The sequence below is a fragment of the Bradyrhizobium sp. i1.15.2 genome, from assembly GCF_040548425.1.
In the GTDB taxonomy this organism is placed as follows: domain Bacteria; phylum Pseudomonadota; class Alphaproteobacteria; order Rhizobiales; family Xanthobacteraceae; genus Bradyrhizobium; species Bradyrhizobium canariense.
Window position 1 is genome coordinate 308,365 of sequence record NZ_JBEPRQ010000002.1, and the last position, 18,369, is coordinate 326,733.

An 18,369-nucleotide genomic window follows, 5' to 3' on the forward strand; every position below is an offset into this window, starting at 1 on the left:
CGTGGTGAGATGCCGTAGGGTGGGCAAAGGCGCGAAGCGCCGTGCCCACCATTTGCGTCTCCGTTGAGTGAGTCGGTGGGCACGCTTCGCTTTGCCCACCCTACGGCAGCTTTCCGAATTGAGAGTGATGATGATGACATCAGCCAAATCCATCTCGCGCTCGGCGCCGTCGTCAGGACCGGCCACCACCATCGCATCTTCGCTGCTGACCGTGCAGACGCCGGGGTGCGGCTTCAGCGACCTCACCGCCGAGGCGGCGCGGTTCATCGCCGACGTTCATGCGCGGGACGGCGTGCTCACGCTGTTCATCCGTCACACCTCGGCGTCTCTGACAATCCAGGAGAATGCCGACCCGTCGGTGCTGGTCGACCTCACTACGGTGCTGGCGCGGCTCGCGCCCGACGATGAAGATGCGGGCTGGACTCACGACACCGAAGGGCCGGACGACATGCCGGCGCATATCAAAACCATGCTGACGGGGACATCGCTCCAGGTGCCGGTGCTGAACGGCAGGCTGGCGCTTGGCACCTGGCAGGCGATCTATCTGATCGAGCATCGCGCCCGCCCGCATCGGCGCGAGGTGGTGCTGCAATTTCTCGGCAGCAATCAGTAGCGCGTTTTCGAGCGAAGTGGCTGCCGGTTCGCGTCAAGAAAACGCGTCAAAACAAAGAGTCTGGAGTTCAAAACAAAACCGGCCGCGGAGACCGCGGCCGGTTGGTGTTGATCTCGATCTGCGTCGATCAGGTCGACTTGATGTCGACGTCCTTGGTCTCCGGCAGGAAGAACAAGCCGATCACGACGGTAATCGACGCGAAGATGACCGGATACCAGAGGCCCGCATAGATATCGCCCGTCGAGGCCACGATGGCGAAGGCGGTCGCCGGCAGCAGGCCGCCGAACCAGCCGTTGCCGATATGGTAGGGCAGCGACATCGAGGTGTAGCGGATGCGGGTCGGGAACAGTTCGACCAGCATCGCGGCGATCGGGCCGTACACCATGGTGACGAAGATCACCAGGACGAACAGCAGTCCGACAACCGCCGCCACCTGCGGACGGAAGATGTCGAACGGATGCGCCATCTTCACGATGCCCGCATCGCCGGCCTTCGGATATCCGGCTGCCTGCACGGCGGCGAGGACTGCCGGATTGCCGTCCTTGGCGTTGGCGTAGGCAACTTCCTTGCCGTTGACCATCACCTTCACGCCGGAGCCGGCCGGACCTGGCGTGGTCGAGTACTTGACCGACGATTGCGACAGGTAGGCACGCGCGGTGTCGCAAGGCGAGGTGAAGACGCGGGTGCCGACCGGGTTGAACAGGTCGCCGCAACCTGCGGGATCCGCCACGACGTCGACCTTGACCGACTCGATCGCCTTTTCCAGCGCCGGGTTGGCGTTGGTGGTGATCATCTTGAAGATCGGGAAGAAGGTCAGCGCCGCGATCAGACAGCCGCCGAGGATGATCGGCTTGCGGCCGATCCTGTCGGAGAGCATGCCGAACACGATGAAGAAGCCGGTCCCGAGCAGGAGCGACCAGGCGATCAGCAGGTTGGCGGTGTAGCCGTCGACCTTGAGGATCGATTGCAGGAAGAACAGCGCGTAGAACTGGCCGGTGTACCAGACCACGCCCTGGCCCATCACGCCGCCAAGCAGCGCCAGCAGCACGAGCTTGCCGTTCTGCCAGTTGCCGAAGGCTTCCGTCAGCGGGGCCTTCGAACTCTTCCCCTCGTCCTTCATCTTCTGGAAGATCGGGGATTCGTTGAGGCGGAGCCGGATCCAGACCGAGACGCCGAGCAGCAGCACGGAGACGAGGAACGGAATGCGCCAGCCCCATGCCGCGAAGTCGGGTTCGCCGAGCGCGGAGCGCGTGAACAGGATCACCAGCAGCGACAGGAACAGGCCGAGCGTCGCCGTGGTCTGGATGAAGGAGGTGTAGTAGCCGCGCTTGCCGTTCGGAGCATGCTCCGCGACGTAGGTCGCCGCACCGCCATACTCACCGCCGAGCGCCAGGCCCTGGGCGAGACGCAGCGCGATCAGGATGATCGGGGCCGCGATGCCGATGGTCGCCGCATTGGGCAGCAGGCCGACGATGAAGGTCGACAGACCCATGATCAGGATGGTGACGAGGAAGGTGTATTTGCGGCCGACGATGTCGCCGACACGGCCGAACACGATTGCGCCGAACGGGCGCACCAGGAAGCCCGCCGCGAAGGCCAGCAGCGCGAAGATGTCGCGGGTTGCCGGCGGATAGGCCGAGAAGAACTGCGCGCCGATGATGCTAGCCAGCGAACCGTAGAGATAGAAATCGTACCACTCGAAGACGGTACCGAGCGAGGAGGCGAGAATGACGAACCGTTCGTCCTTCGTCATCCCTCCCGCGCCTGCTTGAGACACAGCCAATGTCGACATGTTGAGTCGCTCCCCGAAAAATCGTTTCCTCGCGCCCTGGATGTCCGGTCATGCCGGATCAACCCAAGCCTTGCCCCCAAGGTAACATTGGCGTGAAACCCGCCCCAATACGACTTTCGGCCTTTCGCACTGACGCTCACCTGACGCCGCGGGCGTTCCATCCGGCAACATAGTGCCGGCCTGTGGATTAACCCCGTTGCCGCAAAGGGATAATGTCCACTTGCATGCCACGGCTGGTCGGGAAAGAATTGACCAAGGCCCTGCGCCGGCCTACTGGCCCGGTGCGATTGCCAGCAAGAGAACGATGAACGCTCCCTCCACCCATCTCGTCATTGCCGATGACCATCCATTGTTCCGCGCCGCGCTGCGGCAGGCGGTGGCGGGCGTCCTGAGCTCTGCCAGGATCGACGAGGCTGGATCGTTCGAGGATCTGACCAAACTTTTGGAACAGACCTCCGACGTCGACCTGATCCTGCTCGACCTCTCGATGCCCGGGATCTCCGGCTTTTCCGGCCTGATCTATCTGCGCGCACAATATCCGGCCATTCCGGTGGTGATCGTCTCGGCGTCCGACGACAGCGCCACCATCCGCCGCTCGCTCGATTTCGGCGCCTCCGGTTTCATTCCGAAGCGATTCGGCGTCGAGACCTTGCGCGACGCCATCCTCAAGGTGATGGAGGGCGACGTCTGGGTTCCCGCCGACACCGATCTGTCGGCGGTCGCCGATCCCGACATGACGCGCCTGCGCGACCGGCTGGTGACGCTGACGCCGCAGCAGGTCCGGGTTCTGATGATGCTGTCGGAGGGATTGCTCAACAAGCAGATCGCTTATGAGCTCGGCGTCTCCGAGGCCACCATCAAGGCGCATGTCTCCGCGATCCTGCAGAAGCTCGGCGTCGAAAGCCGGACCCAAGCCGTGATCGCTGCCGCGAAAATTGCCGGCGGTCAGTGGAAGCAGGGTACCCCGACGGGGTGAGCCTGGAAGAGGGCCTCTCGCAGCCTGTAGCCCGGATGAGCGAAGCGACATCCGGGACCGCTAGTGCGGCTAGCTAGCGAAAACCCCGGATATCGCTTCGCTCATCCGGGCTACGGGACCGCGCCTGTGTCGCTCCTCTGTCAATCGTTGGCCGCAAAAATATTCCACTTTACCGAAATTCGGTTTTAGCGTATGTGTCGCTCATCCCGGCTCATCCTTGAGGGGCGATCTTGTGGTCGTCACGTTCGCGAGCCGGGCTTGCGGTGGACGCGGCAGCGTTCGGGTGCGAGTGGCCAAGGGCAGGGCGGATTGCTCTCCGTGAGCCCAAGGCTTCGTTCCGACGAGCGGCGCTGCTAGGCTTCGTCTCGTCTGTAAGTTTCCGGCTCTGTCGACAGGGCTGGAAAAACTGCGGCGAAATGGCGAACCGTGCGTACGGCAAAACCGTGTGGTCCTGGCCGTCGTTGCTACGGTCAAGCCCTGGCGAATGCGGCATCCGCGTCAACCGGCGCGGTGCCGGTGAATTTCGTTGGGACGAGGGAGGCCAGCAGGAACTCGGCTCCCGGGAGAGCACGGCATAAGCCGTCCAACCATCGCGCAGGGAAGGCCGAGTGATTGGCACCACCTGTATGCTGCTGTGCGGTTTCCTTGCGCACCATTTTCGCGCAGCGGACCGCGGGTGCGAGGTCAGCACCCGGCCTTCCCTGCGCCCTCTTGGCTTAGAGGGTGGAGTGACGAAGCAAAGCTCGGGCGAAACACGTCGCGAGGACGCGAAGGTGTGTCTGCAAGTTGAATCTGCATTGGAGGATGACGATGCTGCCCCTTGCTCCGTCATTGCGAGCGCAGCGAAGCAATCCAGTGTCTTTCCGCAGAGGGATTCTGGACTGCTTCGCTGCGCTCGCAATGACGATGTGGAGAGAACGTGCGACATACTCCGCTCTCGTGCCCCGGACGCAGCGCAGCGTCCCTTCGACGATGCGCTGCAGAGCCGGGGCCCATCTCGCCGCACTGTATCATGTCACTGCTGGGTCCCGGCTCTGCGCAGCAACGCAAGAGCGTTGCAGCGCGCCCAGGACACGAGCTGCACCGAGTCCGCGTCACAATGTTTGCAACAACTTGTCGGCGGCCCGGATATCGGCTGTCTCTGAGCCCTGGGCGAAGCCTTCATACGCCAATTGAAGCCATCGCTTCGCTTCCTCGCGCCGGCCGCGTTCGGCAAGGAGCCCCGCGAGATCGATCGCGGCCCGCAGCTCCCAGGCTTTGGCGCCTTTGCGACGACTCAATTCCAGTGATTGGACGAAGTGGGCTTCTGCCTGATCAGCGTCGGGCTGGGGCCTCGCCAAGAGAACCCTTCCCTTCATGCGCAGCAGCTCGGGCATGTACAGATGATCGCCGCTTTGCTCGACGAGGCGGATCGCATCGTCGATCAGGCCCGCACTCCGCTCGATCTGCCCAAGCGCCATCAAGCCCTGAACAAGCGCGATGTTGAACGTCGTGGTGAGCAGCTCGTAGCCGGCATCGTGGAGCTCACGCAGACACGTCCCGATCGTCTCGACGCCTTCGGCGGCATGGCCGCGCCGGATCGCCAGTTCGCCTTTGACGCCGCGGCCGACCGCAAGATAGGGGCCCATGGACCGCGATTCGGCATGGGCGATGAAGCGGTCGATGTTCTCTTCCGCGGCATCGAGGTCTCCGCTCCAGAGATCGATCGAGACCGCCCAGATCAACGCAATGCAGAGCGTGATCGGATGGTCCATCTGCGCGGCCTCGACGACCGTCTGTCGGGCCAGTTGCAGCGCATCCGCGGGGCGGCCCTGCAACCAGAACTCGCGCGCGAGCGAGATGCCGGCCCGGTTGCGGTGATCGAAGCCATAGACGGTGCTGATCCGTTCCGTGCCCGGCCCATGCCAGGCGGCCTCCAGCATCGTCAGCGCGTCGCGGTGCTCGCCGGCAAGATGCAAGGAGACACCGAGGAGCGAATGGGCGAGGGCGAGGGAGGCGGCATCGCCGAGTGTCCCGGCGACCGTAAGGCTTTGCTGCGCATAGCCGAGCGCGGCGTCGAACTGTCCCATCCGCTCGTGGAAGATATGCATGCGCCCGAGCAGCTGGAGCTGGTTCGGCGCGTCGCCGCGCGCCTCGGCGATCGCAAGGCTTCGGCTCAAGGCGGCACGCGCCGCTTCGCTGCCGCCGCGCGTGAACATCAAGGTCAGTCCGAGCGCGGCCTGGATGTGCATTTCCTCGGCGCCGCCGCGCGAGAAGGGATCGATCGCAAGCAGCGCCCGTTCAGACCAGCGCCGGCACTCGACCAGCAACGACATCGCGAGAAAAATTGGCGCTGCAGCTGCGGCCAGTGCAATGCCGATGCTGGCATCGCCGTCCGTGCCAAAACACCAGTCCAGCGCCGCGCGCACGTTGTGAAGCGCGGAAAAGTGGATCGCGCGCTCGTCGGCGCTCGGCACCGTGGCCCACGTCGTGCCGGCCTGCTCCAGCCATTGCCGGTAATAGGTCGCGTGCCGGGCGGCGAGCGCCGCGTCATCAGGCTCGATCTCGAGCAGATAGGCGCGCGTCGTGTCGAGCAGACGGTAACGCATCATGGCGCCGACCGGCCGCGCCGCGACCATCGACTTGGCCACCAGGCCGTCGATGGCGTCGAACAGGCGGGAGCGGTCGACACGTTCGTCCGGCACGATCTCGAGTGCGGCGTCGATGGTGAAGTGACCGGCGAAAACCGCGAGCCTGCGCAGCACGAGGCGTTCGATGTCGGACAAGAGCCCGTAGCTCCATGCCAGCGTCGCCTGCAACGTCTTCTGTCGCGGCGGCGCCGTGCGCTGGCCCTGCCAGAGCAGATTGAGGCGCTCGTCGAGCAGTGCTGCGGTCTGCTCCAGGCCGTAGGCTTCGACGCGGCCGGCGGCGAGTTCGATCGCCAGCGCCATGCCGTCGAGCTTGCGGCAGATCCCGGCGACGATCGCGGCATTGACATCGTCGAGCGCGATCTGCGCGCCGCCGGCCGTGGCACGTTCGAGGAAGAGTTGAAGCGCGGGATAAGTCTGCGCCGCGGCCGCCGTCAGCCCAGGATTGTCGGGCGGAACGGCGAGCGGCGCCAAGCGATAGACCTGCTCGCCCTCGACCCGCAGGGCTTCGCGGCTCGTCGCCAGGATATGGACATGCGGTGCGGCGTGGAAGATGTCGGCGGCCAGCGGCGCCGCCGTGGCGATGACGTGCTCGCAATTGTCGAGGATCAGCAGCATCCGCTTGTCCCTGAGATGCGCGAGCAGCGCAGGCAGAGGATCCTCGGTTTGCGCCGGCAAGCCCAGCATCAGCAGGATCGAGGTGATCACGAGATCGGGATCGCTCAGCGCGGCAAGATCGACGAAATGTGCGGCGTCGGAAAATGTCGCGAGCAGGTCGTGAGCGATGGCCACGGCAACGGCGGTCTTGCCGACACCGCCCGGGCCGGCAATCGTGACGAAGCGCGAGGCGATGAGCCTGTCCGAGACGGCGGCGACCGCATCGTCGCGCCCGACCATCCGTTGCAGCCGGTTCGGCAGTTTGACGGGCGGCAATTCCGTTCGCGCTACGGTGCGCCCTTCCGCCGGGATATTCACCTGCGAGATCGGCGCCACGAAGCAATAGCCGCGGCCGGAGAGTGTGGTGATGTAGCGGGCTCCGTTCTTGCCGTCGCCAAGGGCCTTGCGAAGCGCCGCGACGTGAAAGCGCAGATTGGCGTCCTCGACCGTCATGCCGGGCCACACCAGCGCCATCAGATCATACTTGCTGACGACCTGGTTCGGCCGCGACATCAGTGCGAGCAGCGTGTCGAAGGCCTTTGCGCCGAGCGGCAGCGCGACGCCGTCGCGCGTCACAAGTCTTTCATTTGGCGTCACGGTGAATGGCCCAAACGAGAGGGTTCCCGTTGCGGTGCCGGCCGGCTCGGTCATGGCGGAATCCTGATCCCTTCGAGCGGATCGGATAGCCACATGATCGCAATCCGGCAAGACCGTCCCGCGCGTCGCGATCAGACTGCGAATGCAGGCCTTGTGAGGCGCGCGCGCCGAGACCTCACAAGTTCTCACAACTCCCAACGGGTGTGTCGCGGCAGCCGCTGCTAGTCAGTTGTGCGACGGCAAGGAGACCTTCATGACCCAAGCGGCGAAACTGCTCTACACGGCCCGGACCCGTACCAGCGGCGGGCGACATGACGGCATATCGCGCAGTTCCGACGGCCGCCTGGATGTCAAGCTATCGCCGCCGGGCGGCACCGGCATCGGCACCAATCCCGAACAATTGTTCGCGGCCGGCTGGTCGGCCTGCTTCGAGGGCGCGATGGAGATCGCCGCCCGCAAGCGGAAGATCGAGCTCCCCAGGAAATGCGCGATCGATGCGGAGATCGACCTCGTGCTCCACGAGGGCGCTTATTCGCTCAGGGCACGCCTCGACATCAGCCTGCCCGGCCTCGATCGCGAGATCGCGCGCGGCCTCGTCGACGAAGCGCACCAGACTTGCCCCTATTCCAAAGCTGTCCGCGGCAACATCGACGTCTCGGTCGCGCTGATCTGACGCAACACCACCAACCATCAGAAAGGTAGCACCATCATGAAACAGATCATCGATCAGCACCGCCGCCAGTTCTTTGGAATCGCCGCGGGAACCGTCGCCGCCGGCCTTGGCGTGATCGGCCTCGCCCGCGCCGAAACCGAAGCGCCGCGCGCCTCCGCATCGAACGCGTCGTTCGGCGCGATCAAGCAGATCGATGCCGGCGTCCTCAACGTCGGCTACGCGGAGGCCGGTCCTGCGGACGGTCCGGTTGCGATCCTGCTGCACGGCTGGCCCTACGACATTCACGCCTTCGTCGACGTCGCGCCGATCCTGGCAAAGGCCGGCTATCGCGTCATCATCCCTTATCTGCGCGGCTACGGCTCGACCCACTTCCTCTCCGCCGAGACGCCGCGCAACGGCGAGCCGGCCGCAATGGCCGCCGACATCATCGCGCTGATGGACAAGCTCGAGATCAAGAAGGCGGTGGTCGCCGGATTCGACTGGGGCGCACGCACCGCCGACATCCTTGCTGCGCTGTGGCCGGAGCGCTGCCGCGCGCTGGTCTCGGTCAGCGGCTATCTGATCGGCAGCCAGGCGGCGGGCAGCGCGCCCTTGCCGCCGTCGGCCGAGCTGCAATGGTGGTACCAGTTCTATTTCGCGACCGAGCGCGGCCGCGCGGGATACGAGAAGTACACGCATGATTTCGCAAAACTGATCTGGAAGCTGGCCTCGCCGCGGTGGAAGTTCGACGACGCCACCTTCGACCGCAGCGCGGCGGCGCTGGACAACAAGGATCACGTCGCGATCACGATCCATAATTACCGCTGGCGGCTCGGGCTCGCCCAAGGCGAAGCGAAGTACGAGGAGCTCGAAAAGAAGCTGGCGGCAGCTCCGGTGATCAGCGTGCCGACGATCACGATGGAAGGCGACGCCAACGGCGCGCCGCATCCAGATCCAAGCGCCTATGCCAAGAAGTTCTCCGGCCGGTACGACTATCGCCTGATCACCGGTGGCATCGGCCACAATCTGCCCCAGGAGGCTCCGGAAGCCTTTGCCAAAGCCGTCATCGACGCCGACGGCGGTGCCTGAGGAGTTTGACAGCACCTCGGTCCGGCAATGCTGGACCGAGGCCTGACTTGCGATCGCAGTTCAACAAAGCGTCATGACGACAATGAAATCTGAAAAGTCAAAATTTCAATCCTCTACGGCGATGATCGTGCTGGCCGTGCTCCTCCTCGTCGTTGTCCTGACCTGCGTGCCGTATCTGGTCACAATCGCTTTCGCGCAGGGCGAGGGCGATGCCTCGCCGATCTTCGGCGTCACCGTCCCGGAGGGCTACAAGCAGTGGGAGCTGATCGCGCCGGCGGAGGAGGCGGCTCCCCTGGACGAGCTGCGTGCCGTGGTCGGCAACAGGACCGCGATCGATGCCTATCAAGGCGGCAAGCTTCCGTTCCCGGACGGGACAATTCTGGTCAAGCGCGCCTGGAAGCGGAAGCAATCGCCCGAATTTGCGTCCGCGACGATTCCCGGTGAGGCCACCACCGTCCAGGTGATGGTGAAGGATTCCAGAAAATATGCCTCGACCGGCGGCTGGGGATTTGGTCGCTTCGTCAACGGCAAGCCGGTCGACGAGGGCCAGCATCGCACCTGCTTCGCCTGCCACGAAGCTCGTGTGAAGAGCCGCGACTACGTGTTTACGAGGCTTGCACCTTGAGTGCGGAAGTTCACTCCGCCGCCACCATCTGCTGCGTGCGCCACTGGCCGAGCAGGGCGCGCAGCGAAGCCGGCTTGACCGGCTTGTTGAGCACCGCGACCTTTTCGTCGCGCGCAGCCATTTGCACGGCGGGGCTGCGGTCGGCGGTGATCAGGATCGCGGGGATGCCGTCACCGAAGCGGCGGCGGATGTCGCGGATCGCCGCGATGCCGTTGCCGCGGTCGAGGTGGTAATCGACCAGCAGGCCGGTCACGCGGCGGCCGGCAGTTTCGATCGCGGCGATCGCGCCCTCGGGATCGGCGACCGCGATCACTTCGGCGTCCCAGGCCTTCAGCAGCGTGCGCATGCCGTCGAGGATCGCGGCGTCGTTCTCGATGCAGACGATCAGGGTCCCCGAGATCGAGGTGCGTGCGAGCGGCGTCGCACTGGTCACGGCCGCGGTGTGGGTGATCGCCTTTGCCGTCGGCACCGTCACGGAAAATACCGAGCCGCCGCCGACATTGGAATCGATGGCGATGTCGTGCTTGAGCACGCGTGCCAACCGCTCGACGATCGACAGGCCCAGGCCGAGGCCGCGGGCAATTCGCGCGCCCTGCTCGAGGCGGTGGAATTCCTTGAAGATCTCGCCGCGCTTGACCGCCGGGATGCCGACGCCGGTGTCGTAGACGCAGATCTTCAGCGTGGCGCCGCGGCGGCGGCAGCCGACCAGCACGCGCCCGCGCGGGGTATATTTGATGGCGTTGGAGATCAGGTTCTGCAGCAGCCGCCGCAGCAGGAGACGATCCGACTCCACCGGCAGCGAGCACGGCACGAAGACGAGCGCCAGATTCTTGGCGCGCGCGATCGGCGCGAACTCGATCTCCAGCGAGCGCATCAGGTCGGCCATCTTGAAGCTCGAGATCGAGGTCGTCATCGCGCCGGCGTCGAGCCTGGAGATGTCGAGCAGCGCGCCGAGGATCTCCTCGATCGCCTGGAGCGATTCGTCGATGTTCTCGACCAGTCGCGTCTCCTCGCCGCTGTGCTGACGCTCGACCAGACTCGTGACATAGAGCCGCGCCGCGTTCAGCGGCTGGAGAATGTCGTGGCTGGCGGCGGCGAGAAAGCGCGTCTTGGAGATGCTGGCGTCTTCGGCCGCGCTCTTGGCCAGCGCCAGCTCGGAATTCAGCCGGGTCAGCTCCTCGGTGCGGTCGCGCACCCGCTTTTCCAGCGTCGCATTGGCGCGCTCCAGCGCTTCGGCCGCCTCGAACGTGGGCGTGACGTCGGTGAAGGTAATGACGAAGCCGCCGCCGGGCATGCGGTTGGTCAAGATCTCGATCACCATGTGGCGGTCGGGCAGGCGCTCGAGATAAGGCTCGCCGTCTGTGGTGTAGGCCACCAGCCGGCGCTCCAGCATGGCCTCGCGCTCGATCGGGTCGGCCGGCTCGCTCACGCCCATGAATTCCAGGATTTCACGCAAGGGCGTGCCGAACTGGATGAAATGCGGAGGAACGTTGAGGAGATCGCCGAACTGCCGGTTGGAGCAGATCAGTTGCAGATCGGCATCGAACACCGCGATGCCCTGGCGCACATGGTTGAGCGCGGTCTGGAGGATCTCGCGGTTGAAATGCAGCGCCGCATGGGAATCGTCGAGCAGTTTCAGCGCAGCCTTGGCGGAGACCGTCCGCTTGCGCAACAGCAGCGACATCACCAGACGCGAGGAGGCCGCGCCGATCGAGGAGGCGATCAGGTGCTCGGCGTGCTGCAGCAGCTCGAAATCGGCGGGTGCCCCGGACTCCAGCCGCACATTGCGCCGCGCGGAGAATGCCTCGAACGAATGCCGCGCGCGGTCAGGCCCGAGATATTGCGCCACCGTGGTCTGGATGTCCTGCACCGTGACGGTGGTCCGCCAGCGCCGGAAATTCGGGGAAATCGGCGCGAGCGTGTTGGGGACGAACAGATCGGCCTGGACCAGCTCGATCGAAGACGGCCGGCGCGCCAGCGACAGCAGCACATAGGTGAGGATGTTGAGCGACAGCGACCAGACGACGCCGTGCATCAGCGGCGGCAAATCGGCGCCGAACAGCGCCTGCGGCCGCAGCGCCTCGATCCCGAACGGGCCGTGCTGGAGCAGCAGGATCCCCGCCGTCGAAGTATCCATGAAGCTCGGGATGAACAGCGTGTAGAGCCACACCGCGAACCCGACCAGCATGCCGCCGATCGCGCCGCGCGCGGTCGCGCGCCGCCACAGCAGCCCGCCGAAGAAGCTTGGTGCAAGCTGGGCGATGGCGGCAAAAGACAGTAGGCCGATCGCCGCGAGCTGGGTGTTGCCGAGCGCGCGGTAGTAGAAATAGGCCATCACCATGATGGCGAAGATCGCGAGCCGGCGCGAGCGCAACAGGAAGTCGCTGAAATCGGCGCCGCCGGTGCGCCCCTCGGGCCGTCGTTGCAGCACCAGGGGCACCACGAGGTCGTTCGAAACCATGATGGAGAGCGCGACGCATTCGACGATCACCATCGCGGTCGCCGCCGACAGCCCGCCGACGAAGACGGCGACGCTGAGCAGATCCGCACCGCCCTCCATCGGCAGTGCCAGCACGTACATATCAGGATCGGCGGCGCCGAACGGGAAGCTGACGAGGCCGGCGAACGCGATCGGGATCACGAACAGATTGATGGCGATAAGATAGAGCGGAAACAGCCAACGCGCGCGGCCGACCTCGGCATCCGAGGAATTCTCGACGACGCTGACGTGGAACTGGCGCGGCAGTAGCATGATCGCGCAGAGCGACAGCAGCGTCATGGTCAGGAAGTTGCCGATCGACGGCGAATAGTTGATGACGCGCACCGCCTCCGGTGTCTTCATCGCGCGCTCGATCAGTTCGTGCGGCGAGAACATCCAGAACGTGACGAAGATGCCCGCGGCGAGGAAGGCGACCAGCTTGATGATGGATTCGGTTGCGACCGCCAGCATCAGGCCGTGCTGGTGCTCGGTGGCGTCCGTCTGCCGCGTGCCGAACAGCACCGCGAAGGCCGCCATCGCCAACGTCACCATCAGCGCCACGTCGCCGACGATCGGGATGTGGGAGAAGGCCTGGTCTTCGCTCAGGATGGTTTCGAGCGAGGAGGCCACCGCCTTGAGCTGCAGCGCGATGTAGGGCACCGAGCCGATGATCGCGATCAGTGCGACAGTTGCCGCCACCGCCTGGCTCTTGCCATAGCGCGCGCCGATGAAATCGGCGATCGAGGTGATGTTGTGGGCTTTCGCGAGTTGGATCACGCGGCGGAGGACGCCGGCGCCGAGCCCGATCATCAGGACCGGGCCGACATAGATCGCGAGGAAGTCGGTGGAGGTGCGGGTGGCGAAGCCGACCGAGCCGAAGAAGGTCCAGGAGGTGCAGTAGATCGCCAGCGACAGCGGATAGATCAGCCCCGAGGCGCGGCCGCGCCCGGCCCGCGAGCGGCGGTCGCCATGGCTCGCCACCAGGAACAGAAAGCCGATATAGCCGAAGGCGGCGGCGATCACGCCCCAATCGTGCAGCATGGCGAGCGTGCTTCTCCCGGGGGCGCGCTGGCCGCGCCCGATCTCATTTTCCCTGTAAATCTAGCGCGTTGGGCGGGTGGAGGCGACAGCGAAATGCCGCGCGGGCGCGGGAACCGGGGTTGTCGTTAAGCGGTGCGCTGCCCCAAAGCTGCGCTGCCTCGGGCTCACCGAGAGAGTCCCCGCGCGGTACCCCCCTCCCTGACCCTCGCCCACAAGGGGGGAGGGAACGGAGAGAGCGTCCGCGTCGCAAGAATTCGAGACCGACCGTCACGCTGTGCGGCTACCCGATGTAAGGAGCCGCAACTCTCTCGCTCCCTCCCCCCTTGTGGGGGAGGGTGGGGAGGGGGGTAGCTCCGGGGACGGTGAAACTTAGATCGAAGAGAAGGCGAAGAAGCCTACTCCGCCGCCAGCGACTTCTCGCGAAGCGGCAGACCCAGGCGGTCCCACACTTGCAGCAGGGCTTCGGCGAGCTGATCGATCAGGCCGTCGTCGTGATAGGGCGAGGGCGTGATGCGCAGGCGTTCGGAGCCCTTGGCGACCGTCGGATAGTTGATCGGCTGGATGTAGATGCCGTGCTGTTCGAGCAAGAGGTCGGAAGCCTGCTTGCACTTCTCGGCATCGCCGATGAACAGCGGGACGATGTGGGTGTCGCTCGACATCACCGGCAGGCCGGCGGCGTTGAGGATCGCCTTGACCCGGGCGGCGCGATCCTGGTGACGCTCGCGCTCCCAGCTCGACGTCTTCAGGTGCTTGATCGCCGCGGTCGCGGCCGAGCAGATCGCCGGCGGCAGAGCGGTGGTGAAGATGAAGCCCGGCGCATAGGAGCGCACGGCGTCGATGATCTGGCCGTTGGCGGCGATGTAGCCGCCGAGGCAGCCGAACGCCTTGGCGAGCGTGCCTTCGAGAATGTCGATGCGATGCATCACGCCGTCGCGCTCGGCGATGCCGCCGCCGCGCGGGCCGTACATGCCGACGGCGTGGACCTCGTCGACATAGGTCATCGCGCCGTACTTCTCGGCGAGGTCGCAGATCTTGGCGAGCGGGGCGATGTCGCCGTCCATCGAATAAAGGCTCTCGCAGGCGATCAGCTTGGGCCGGCTCGGGCCGGCGGCCTTCAACAGCGCTTCGAGATCGGCGAGGTCGTTGTGGCGGAACACGACCCGCTCGCAGCCGGACTGGCGGATGCCCTCGATCATCGAATTGTGGTTGAGCTCGTCCGACAGGATCAGGCAGTTCGGAATGAGCTTTGCGATGGTCGCGATGCCGGTCTGGTTCGAGACGTAGCCCGACGTGAAGAGCAGCGAGGCTTCCTTGCCGTGGAGATCGGCGAGCTCGGCCTCGAGCTGCACCAGCGGATGATGCGTGCCGGCGATGTTGCGGGTACCGCCGGCGCCGGTGCCGACGCGGGTCGCGGTCTCGACCATCGCGCCCACCACCTTCGGGTGCTGGCCCATGCCGAGATAATCGTTGGAGCACCAGATCACGACGTCGCGCTTGCCCTTGGGCGAGTGCCAGAGCGCATGCGGGAACCGGCCGGCAATGCGCTCGAGATCGGCGAACACGCGGTAGCGCCGCTCGCTGTGGAGACGATCAAGGGCGGAATTGAAGAACTGGGCGTAATCCATCGTCAAACCTGCAGCGGAACCGACCAAAGACCCGCATATCCTTAGAGCTTTTCCAGCTCCAATGTCTATGCGCTATCCCACATTTGGACGTGCGGGGCATTTGGGCAAAATGCCCTATCGTGCGATTTGAAACTTGATCCGGATCAAGTTCGCGCGAGATGCGATGTTGCCCTGCAACATCCGCTGAAGTGAAGTCGGCGCTCAACTCGTCCTGAACTGCAGCACGCCGTCCTTCATCTCAGCCGTCAGCCGGCCTTCCACGATCATGTAGTTGACATGAGCGACCAGCTCGCCGGCGGCGAAACCCATCTGGTGTTCGTCCAGCACGTGCTTGTTGAACACCACGGGCACCAATGCGCGCGAGGTCTGCGGCACCTCGCGGCAGGCTTCCGCGATCAGGCGGCAGCGCTCCTCGTGGTGATCGGCGAGCTGCTTGATGCGGGTCTTCAGCCCGTAGAACGGCACGCCGTGGCCGGGCAGCACCAGCACGTCATAGGGGAGAGTCGTGGTGAGGCTGGCGAGCGAGGCCAGATATTCGCCGAGCGAGTTCTGGTCGGGTTCGACCGCCCACACGCTGACGTTCGGCGAGATCTTGCTCAGGACCTGGTCGGCCGAGAGGAACAGCTTGTCGTCGGCGCAATACAGCATCACCTGGTCGAGCGCGTGACCGCCGCCGGTGATCACCTTGAAGCGGCGCGTGCCGATCACGACGTCCTCGCCATGCGAGATGCGGCGGTAGGACGGCGGCAGCACCGAGACGCGCTTGAGATAGTCCTGGCCGCGGCCGAGCAGTTTTTCGGTGAGCGACTCGTCCATGCCGTGGCGGCGGAAGAACAGCCGTTGCGCCTCCTGCCGCTCCTCGGTGCCGCGGTTCTGGTGATAGACCGATTGCAGATATTCGACCTGCGACATCACCAGCGGGCAGTTGAACCGCTCGACGATCCATCCGGCCAGACCGACATGATCGGGATGGGAATGGGTCACGATAAGGCGCGTGATGTTGACGCCCTTCAGCGGTCCGTCGAACAGCTTCGTCCAGGCTTCGATCGTCTCCTCGTTGCCGAAGCCGGCATCGATCATGGCATAGCCGTCGCCGTCGGCGAGCAGGTAGATGTTCACATGGTTGAGGCGGAACGGCAGCTTCAGCCGCGCCCACAACACGCCGGGCTTCACCTCGACGACCTGTTCGGGGCCGGGATGCTGTTCCCAGGGATAGCGCAGGGCGTCGGCGGAGGACTGCACGGTGTCGGTCTTTGCGTTCATGCTACCGGCTTAAACCCGCTCGCTGCGGCGCGCCAGCCGAAAAAGGGCGCTGGCGGGGCCCGCATAGCGGTCATTCCGGGTTACGGAACGGCGCCTACGCCGCCCGCATGTTGTTGAGAAACGCGTCGATCTCTCCGCGCAGCATGTCGGCCTCGCGGCGGAGCGCGTCGGAGGCACCGAGCACTTCGTTCGCCGCTGCGCCGGCTTCCGCCGAAGCCGTGGAGACGCCGACGATGTTGCTGGAGACCTCGCTGGTGCCACCGGCCGCATGCTGGATGTTGCGGGCGATCTCGCGTGTCGCCGCGCCCTGTTCCTCGACCGCGGCGGCGATCGTCGTGGTGACGTCGTTGATCTCGCCGATGATCCGGCCGATGCCCTGGATGGCGCCGACCGCCGAAGTCGTCACCGACTGCATGCTGGCGATCTGGCTACGGATCTCCTCCGTCGCTTTCGCGGTCTGGCTCGCGAGGCTCTTCACCTCGGAGGCGACCACCGCGAAGCCACGACCGGCTTCGCCCGCGCGCGCCGCCTCGATGGTGGCGTTGAGCGCCAGCAGATTGGTCTGCGAGGCGATGGTCTGGATCAGGTCGACCACGACGCTGATGCGGCTCGCGCTGTCGGCGAGGCTCTGCACCGTGGCGTCGGTCGCGCCGGCTTCGTCGACCGCCTTCCTGGCGATCGCGGCCGAGGTGACGACCTGCTTGCTGATCTCCTCGATCGAGGACGAGAGCTGCTCGGTGCCTGACGATACGGTCTGCACATTGACCGAGGTCTCTTCGGCTGCGGAGGCAACCGCGTTCACCAGCGCATTGGACTGGTCTGCCGTGTTGGACATGCTCTGCGCGGTCGATTGCATCGAATTGGCCGACTGCGCGAGATTGTCGAGTGCGGAGCGGACCGTGCCCTCGAATTCTGCAATCTTCGCCTCCATCTGCGCCGCACGCTCGGCCTTGGCGACGCGATCCCTGTCCTGCTCGCTCGCAAGCGCCCGGGCTTCGATCATGCTGTCGCGGAACACCGTCAGCGTTTCCTTCATCGCGCCGATCTCGTCGTTCTGCCGGGAGCGGACGATCTCGGTGTCGAGGTCGCCGGCCGAGAGCAACTGCATGGCGCGTTGAAGCTCGCGAATGCGGCGCAGGATGTTGCGGCCGACATAGAGCCAGACGAACAGCGCCGAGCCGACCAGCGTCAGTGCGCCGAGTGCCAGCATCGCGGTCGTCGCGAGCGAGATCTCCTGCCGCGCCTGGAAGGTCGACGCGTTGGTCTCCTTCTGCACACCCTCGACCAGCTGCTGCACGCTGATGCCGAGGCCGACATTGAGCTTGCGGGTCTCGTCCAGGATGGTCTGGCCGTAGTCGATCGCGTCGAGCTCCTTCTGGCGGATCTTGAACACGCCGGACTTGCCTTCGCCGAAGGCGAACAGCTTTTGCACGGTGTCGCGCACCGCTTGCATCGAGCCCATGTTCGGCAGGTCCTCGAGGTTCGATTTGACGCGGTCGCGCGTCGCCTTGAACTCTTTCTCGATCGCCTCCAGCGTATCGCTGTTGTTGGCCGACAGCGCCGCCATCATGTCGGCGGCCATCAGATTGCCGTTGGCGGAGATGGTCGCGACCTGGGAGACGGTGCGGGCGGCTTCGGTGGCATCGTCGGCGGAAACTTCCGCCGCGCCGAGGATCGCGTTCAGGCGCGTTTGCGCATCCAGCATGGCAGGACCGGCCGCACCGACGAAGGTGAGCTGCGCCTTGCGGAGCGCTTCATATTGCTTGTCATGCAGCGCGCCGGCATCGAGCCGCTCGCGCGCGGCCGACACCAGGCTCTGGGTCGCCTCGTCGATGCTCTTGGCGGTGTCGCGCAATGCGGTTGCGATCTGCTTGTCGGCGCCGAGTTCGATGATCTCGCCAAGCTTGGCCATGGCAAGCTGCTGGATCTCCTGCACCTTCTTGGTGCGTTCGTTCAGCGCCTCGTCGGACGGCGACGCCAGGAGGCCCGGCCCCTGCGCCGCGAGCGTTGCGCTTTGCGATGCGAGTTGAAGGCTGGCGGAAAGGCGCGGGATGTCGCGGCCGCTCAGGTCCATCATGGTGCTGCCGAGATGGTTGAAGACGAAGCCGGCGCCGGCTGCAATCACGAGGCCCATGCCCGCGATCACCGCGAAGGCCGTGAACAGGCTGCCGCGCACACCCCATGTCGGCATTTTGAAACGGGGCCGGATACGACCAAGCAAACGGCCAAGGCCCAGACGGATCGCCATCGAAATTCCCCCACGCGTGATCTTTATGTTTTCGCCGCGGAGTATCCTCGGGCCAGGTTAAAAAATCGCAAGTCGCTCAATTGGT

The 18,369-nt window shown here is 65.2% G+C and carries 11 protein-coding genes; 5 read left to right on the forward strand and 6 right to left on the reverse strand.

Annotated elements, in window-relative coordinates:
• Positions 1 to 133: 133 nt before the first annotated feature.
• Positions 134 to 613 carry a secondary thiamine-phosphate synthase enzyme YjbQ gene (locus tag ABIB80_RS06305; protein WP_035995416.1) on the forward strand — a complete coding sequence of 160 codons (480 nt, stop codon included), beginning with the start codon at positions 134 to 136 and terminating at the stop codon, positions 611 to 613.
• Between the two features lie 127 nt (positions 614 to 740).
• Here ABIB80_RS06305 and ABIB80_RS06310 read toward each other — a convergent pair whose 3' ends face one another.
• Positions 741 to 2,366, reverse strand: a complete 1,626-nt coding sequence (locus ABIB80_RS06310) for an MFS transporter (RefSeq protein WP_198288262.1) — start codon at positions 2,364 to 2,366, stop codon at positions 741 to 743.
• Positions 2,367 to 2,709: 343 nt separating this feature from the next.
• On the opposite strand from ABIB80_RS06310, the gene ABIB80_RS06315 reads away from it, so the two are divergent.
• Entirely contained in the window at positions 2,710 to 3,381 is a 672-nt protein-coding gene (locus ABIB80_RS06315; protein WP_007599462.1) for a response regulator, read from the forward strand.
• Between the two features lie 1,094 nt (positions 3,382 to 4,475).
• On the opposite strand, the gene ABIB80_RS06320 is transcribed toward ABIB80_RS06315, so the two are convergent.
• Positions 4,476 to 7,316, reverse strand: coding sequence for an ATP-binding protein (locus tag ABIB80_RS06320; protein WP_007599464.1), 2,841 nt, complete (start codon positions 7,314 to 7,316; stop codon positions 4,476 to 4,478).
• A gap of 199 nt (positions 7,317 to 7,515) precedes the next feature.
• Here ABIB80_RS06320 and ABIB80_RS06325 point away from each other — a divergent pair, with 199 nt between their 5' ends.
• From ABIB80_RS06325 to ABIB80_RS06335, 3 genes are all read left to right on the forward strand, one after another.
• Positions 7,516 to 7,935 (forward strand): organic hydroperoxide resistance protein, encoded by a 420-nt coding sequence (locus tag ABIB80_RS06325; protein WP_007599465.1) that lies wholly within the window; start codon positions 7,516 to 7,518, stop codon positions 7,933 to 7,935.
• A 36-nt stretch (positions 7,936 to 7,971) separates the two neighbouring features.
• Positions 7,972 to 9,003 carry an alpha/beta fold hydrolase gene (locus ABIB80_RS06330; protein WP_007599467.1) on the forward strand — a complete coding sequence of 344 codons (1,032 nt, stop codon included), beginning with the start codon at positions 7,972 to 7,974 and terminating at the stop codon, positions 9,001 to 9,003.
• A gap of 121 nt (positions 9,004 to 9,124) precedes the next feature.
• Positions 9,125 to 9,628: a cytochrome P460 family protein gene (locus ABIB80_RS06335; RefSeq protein ID WP_354127159.1), complete on the forward strand. Its 504-nt coding sequence runs from the start codon at positions 9,125 to 9,127 to the stop codon at positions 9,626 to 9,628.
• A gap of 10 nt (positions 9,629 to 9,638) precedes the next feature.
• On the opposite strand, the gene ABIB80_RS06340 is transcribed toward ABIB80_RS06335, so the two are convergent.
• The 4 genes from ABIB80_RS06340 to ABIB80_RS06355 all read right to left on the reverse strand — a co-directional run bounded on the left by ABIB80_RS06340 (position 9,639) and on the right by ABIB80_RS06355 (position 18,284).
• On the reverse strand, positions 9,639 to 13,148 hold the full coding sequence (locus ABIB80_RS06340) for a PAS domain-containing hybrid sensor histidine kinase/response regulator (RefSeq protein WP_007599471.1): 3,510 nt from the start codon (positions 13,146 to 13,148) through the stop codon (positions 9,639 to 9,641).
• Positions 13,149 to 13,543: 395 nt separating this feature from the next.
• Positions 13,544 to 14,773, reverse strand: coding sequence for a 5-aminolevulinate synthase (gene hemA / locus ABIB80_RS06345; RefSeq protein WP_007599472.1), 1,230 nt, complete (start codon positions 14,771 to 14,773; stop codon positions 13,544 to 13,546).
• 201 nt (positions 14,774 to 14,974) lie between these two features.
• On the reverse strand, positions 14,975 to 16,036 hold the full coding sequence (locus ABIB80_RS06350) for an MBL fold metallo-hydrolase (RefSeq protein ID WP_007599473.1): 1,062 nt from the start codon (positions 16,034 to 16,036) through the stop codon (positions 14,975 to 14,977).
• A gap of 94 nt (positions 16,037 to 16,130) precedes the next feature.
• On the reverse strand, positions 16,131 to 18,284 hold the full coding sequence (locus ABIB80_RS06355; RefSeq protein WP_007599474.1) for a methyl-accepting chemotaxis protein: 2,154 nt from the start codon (positions 18,282 to 18,284) through the stop codon (positions 16,131 to 16,133).
• Positions 18,285 to 18,369: the final 85 nt, after the last annotated feature.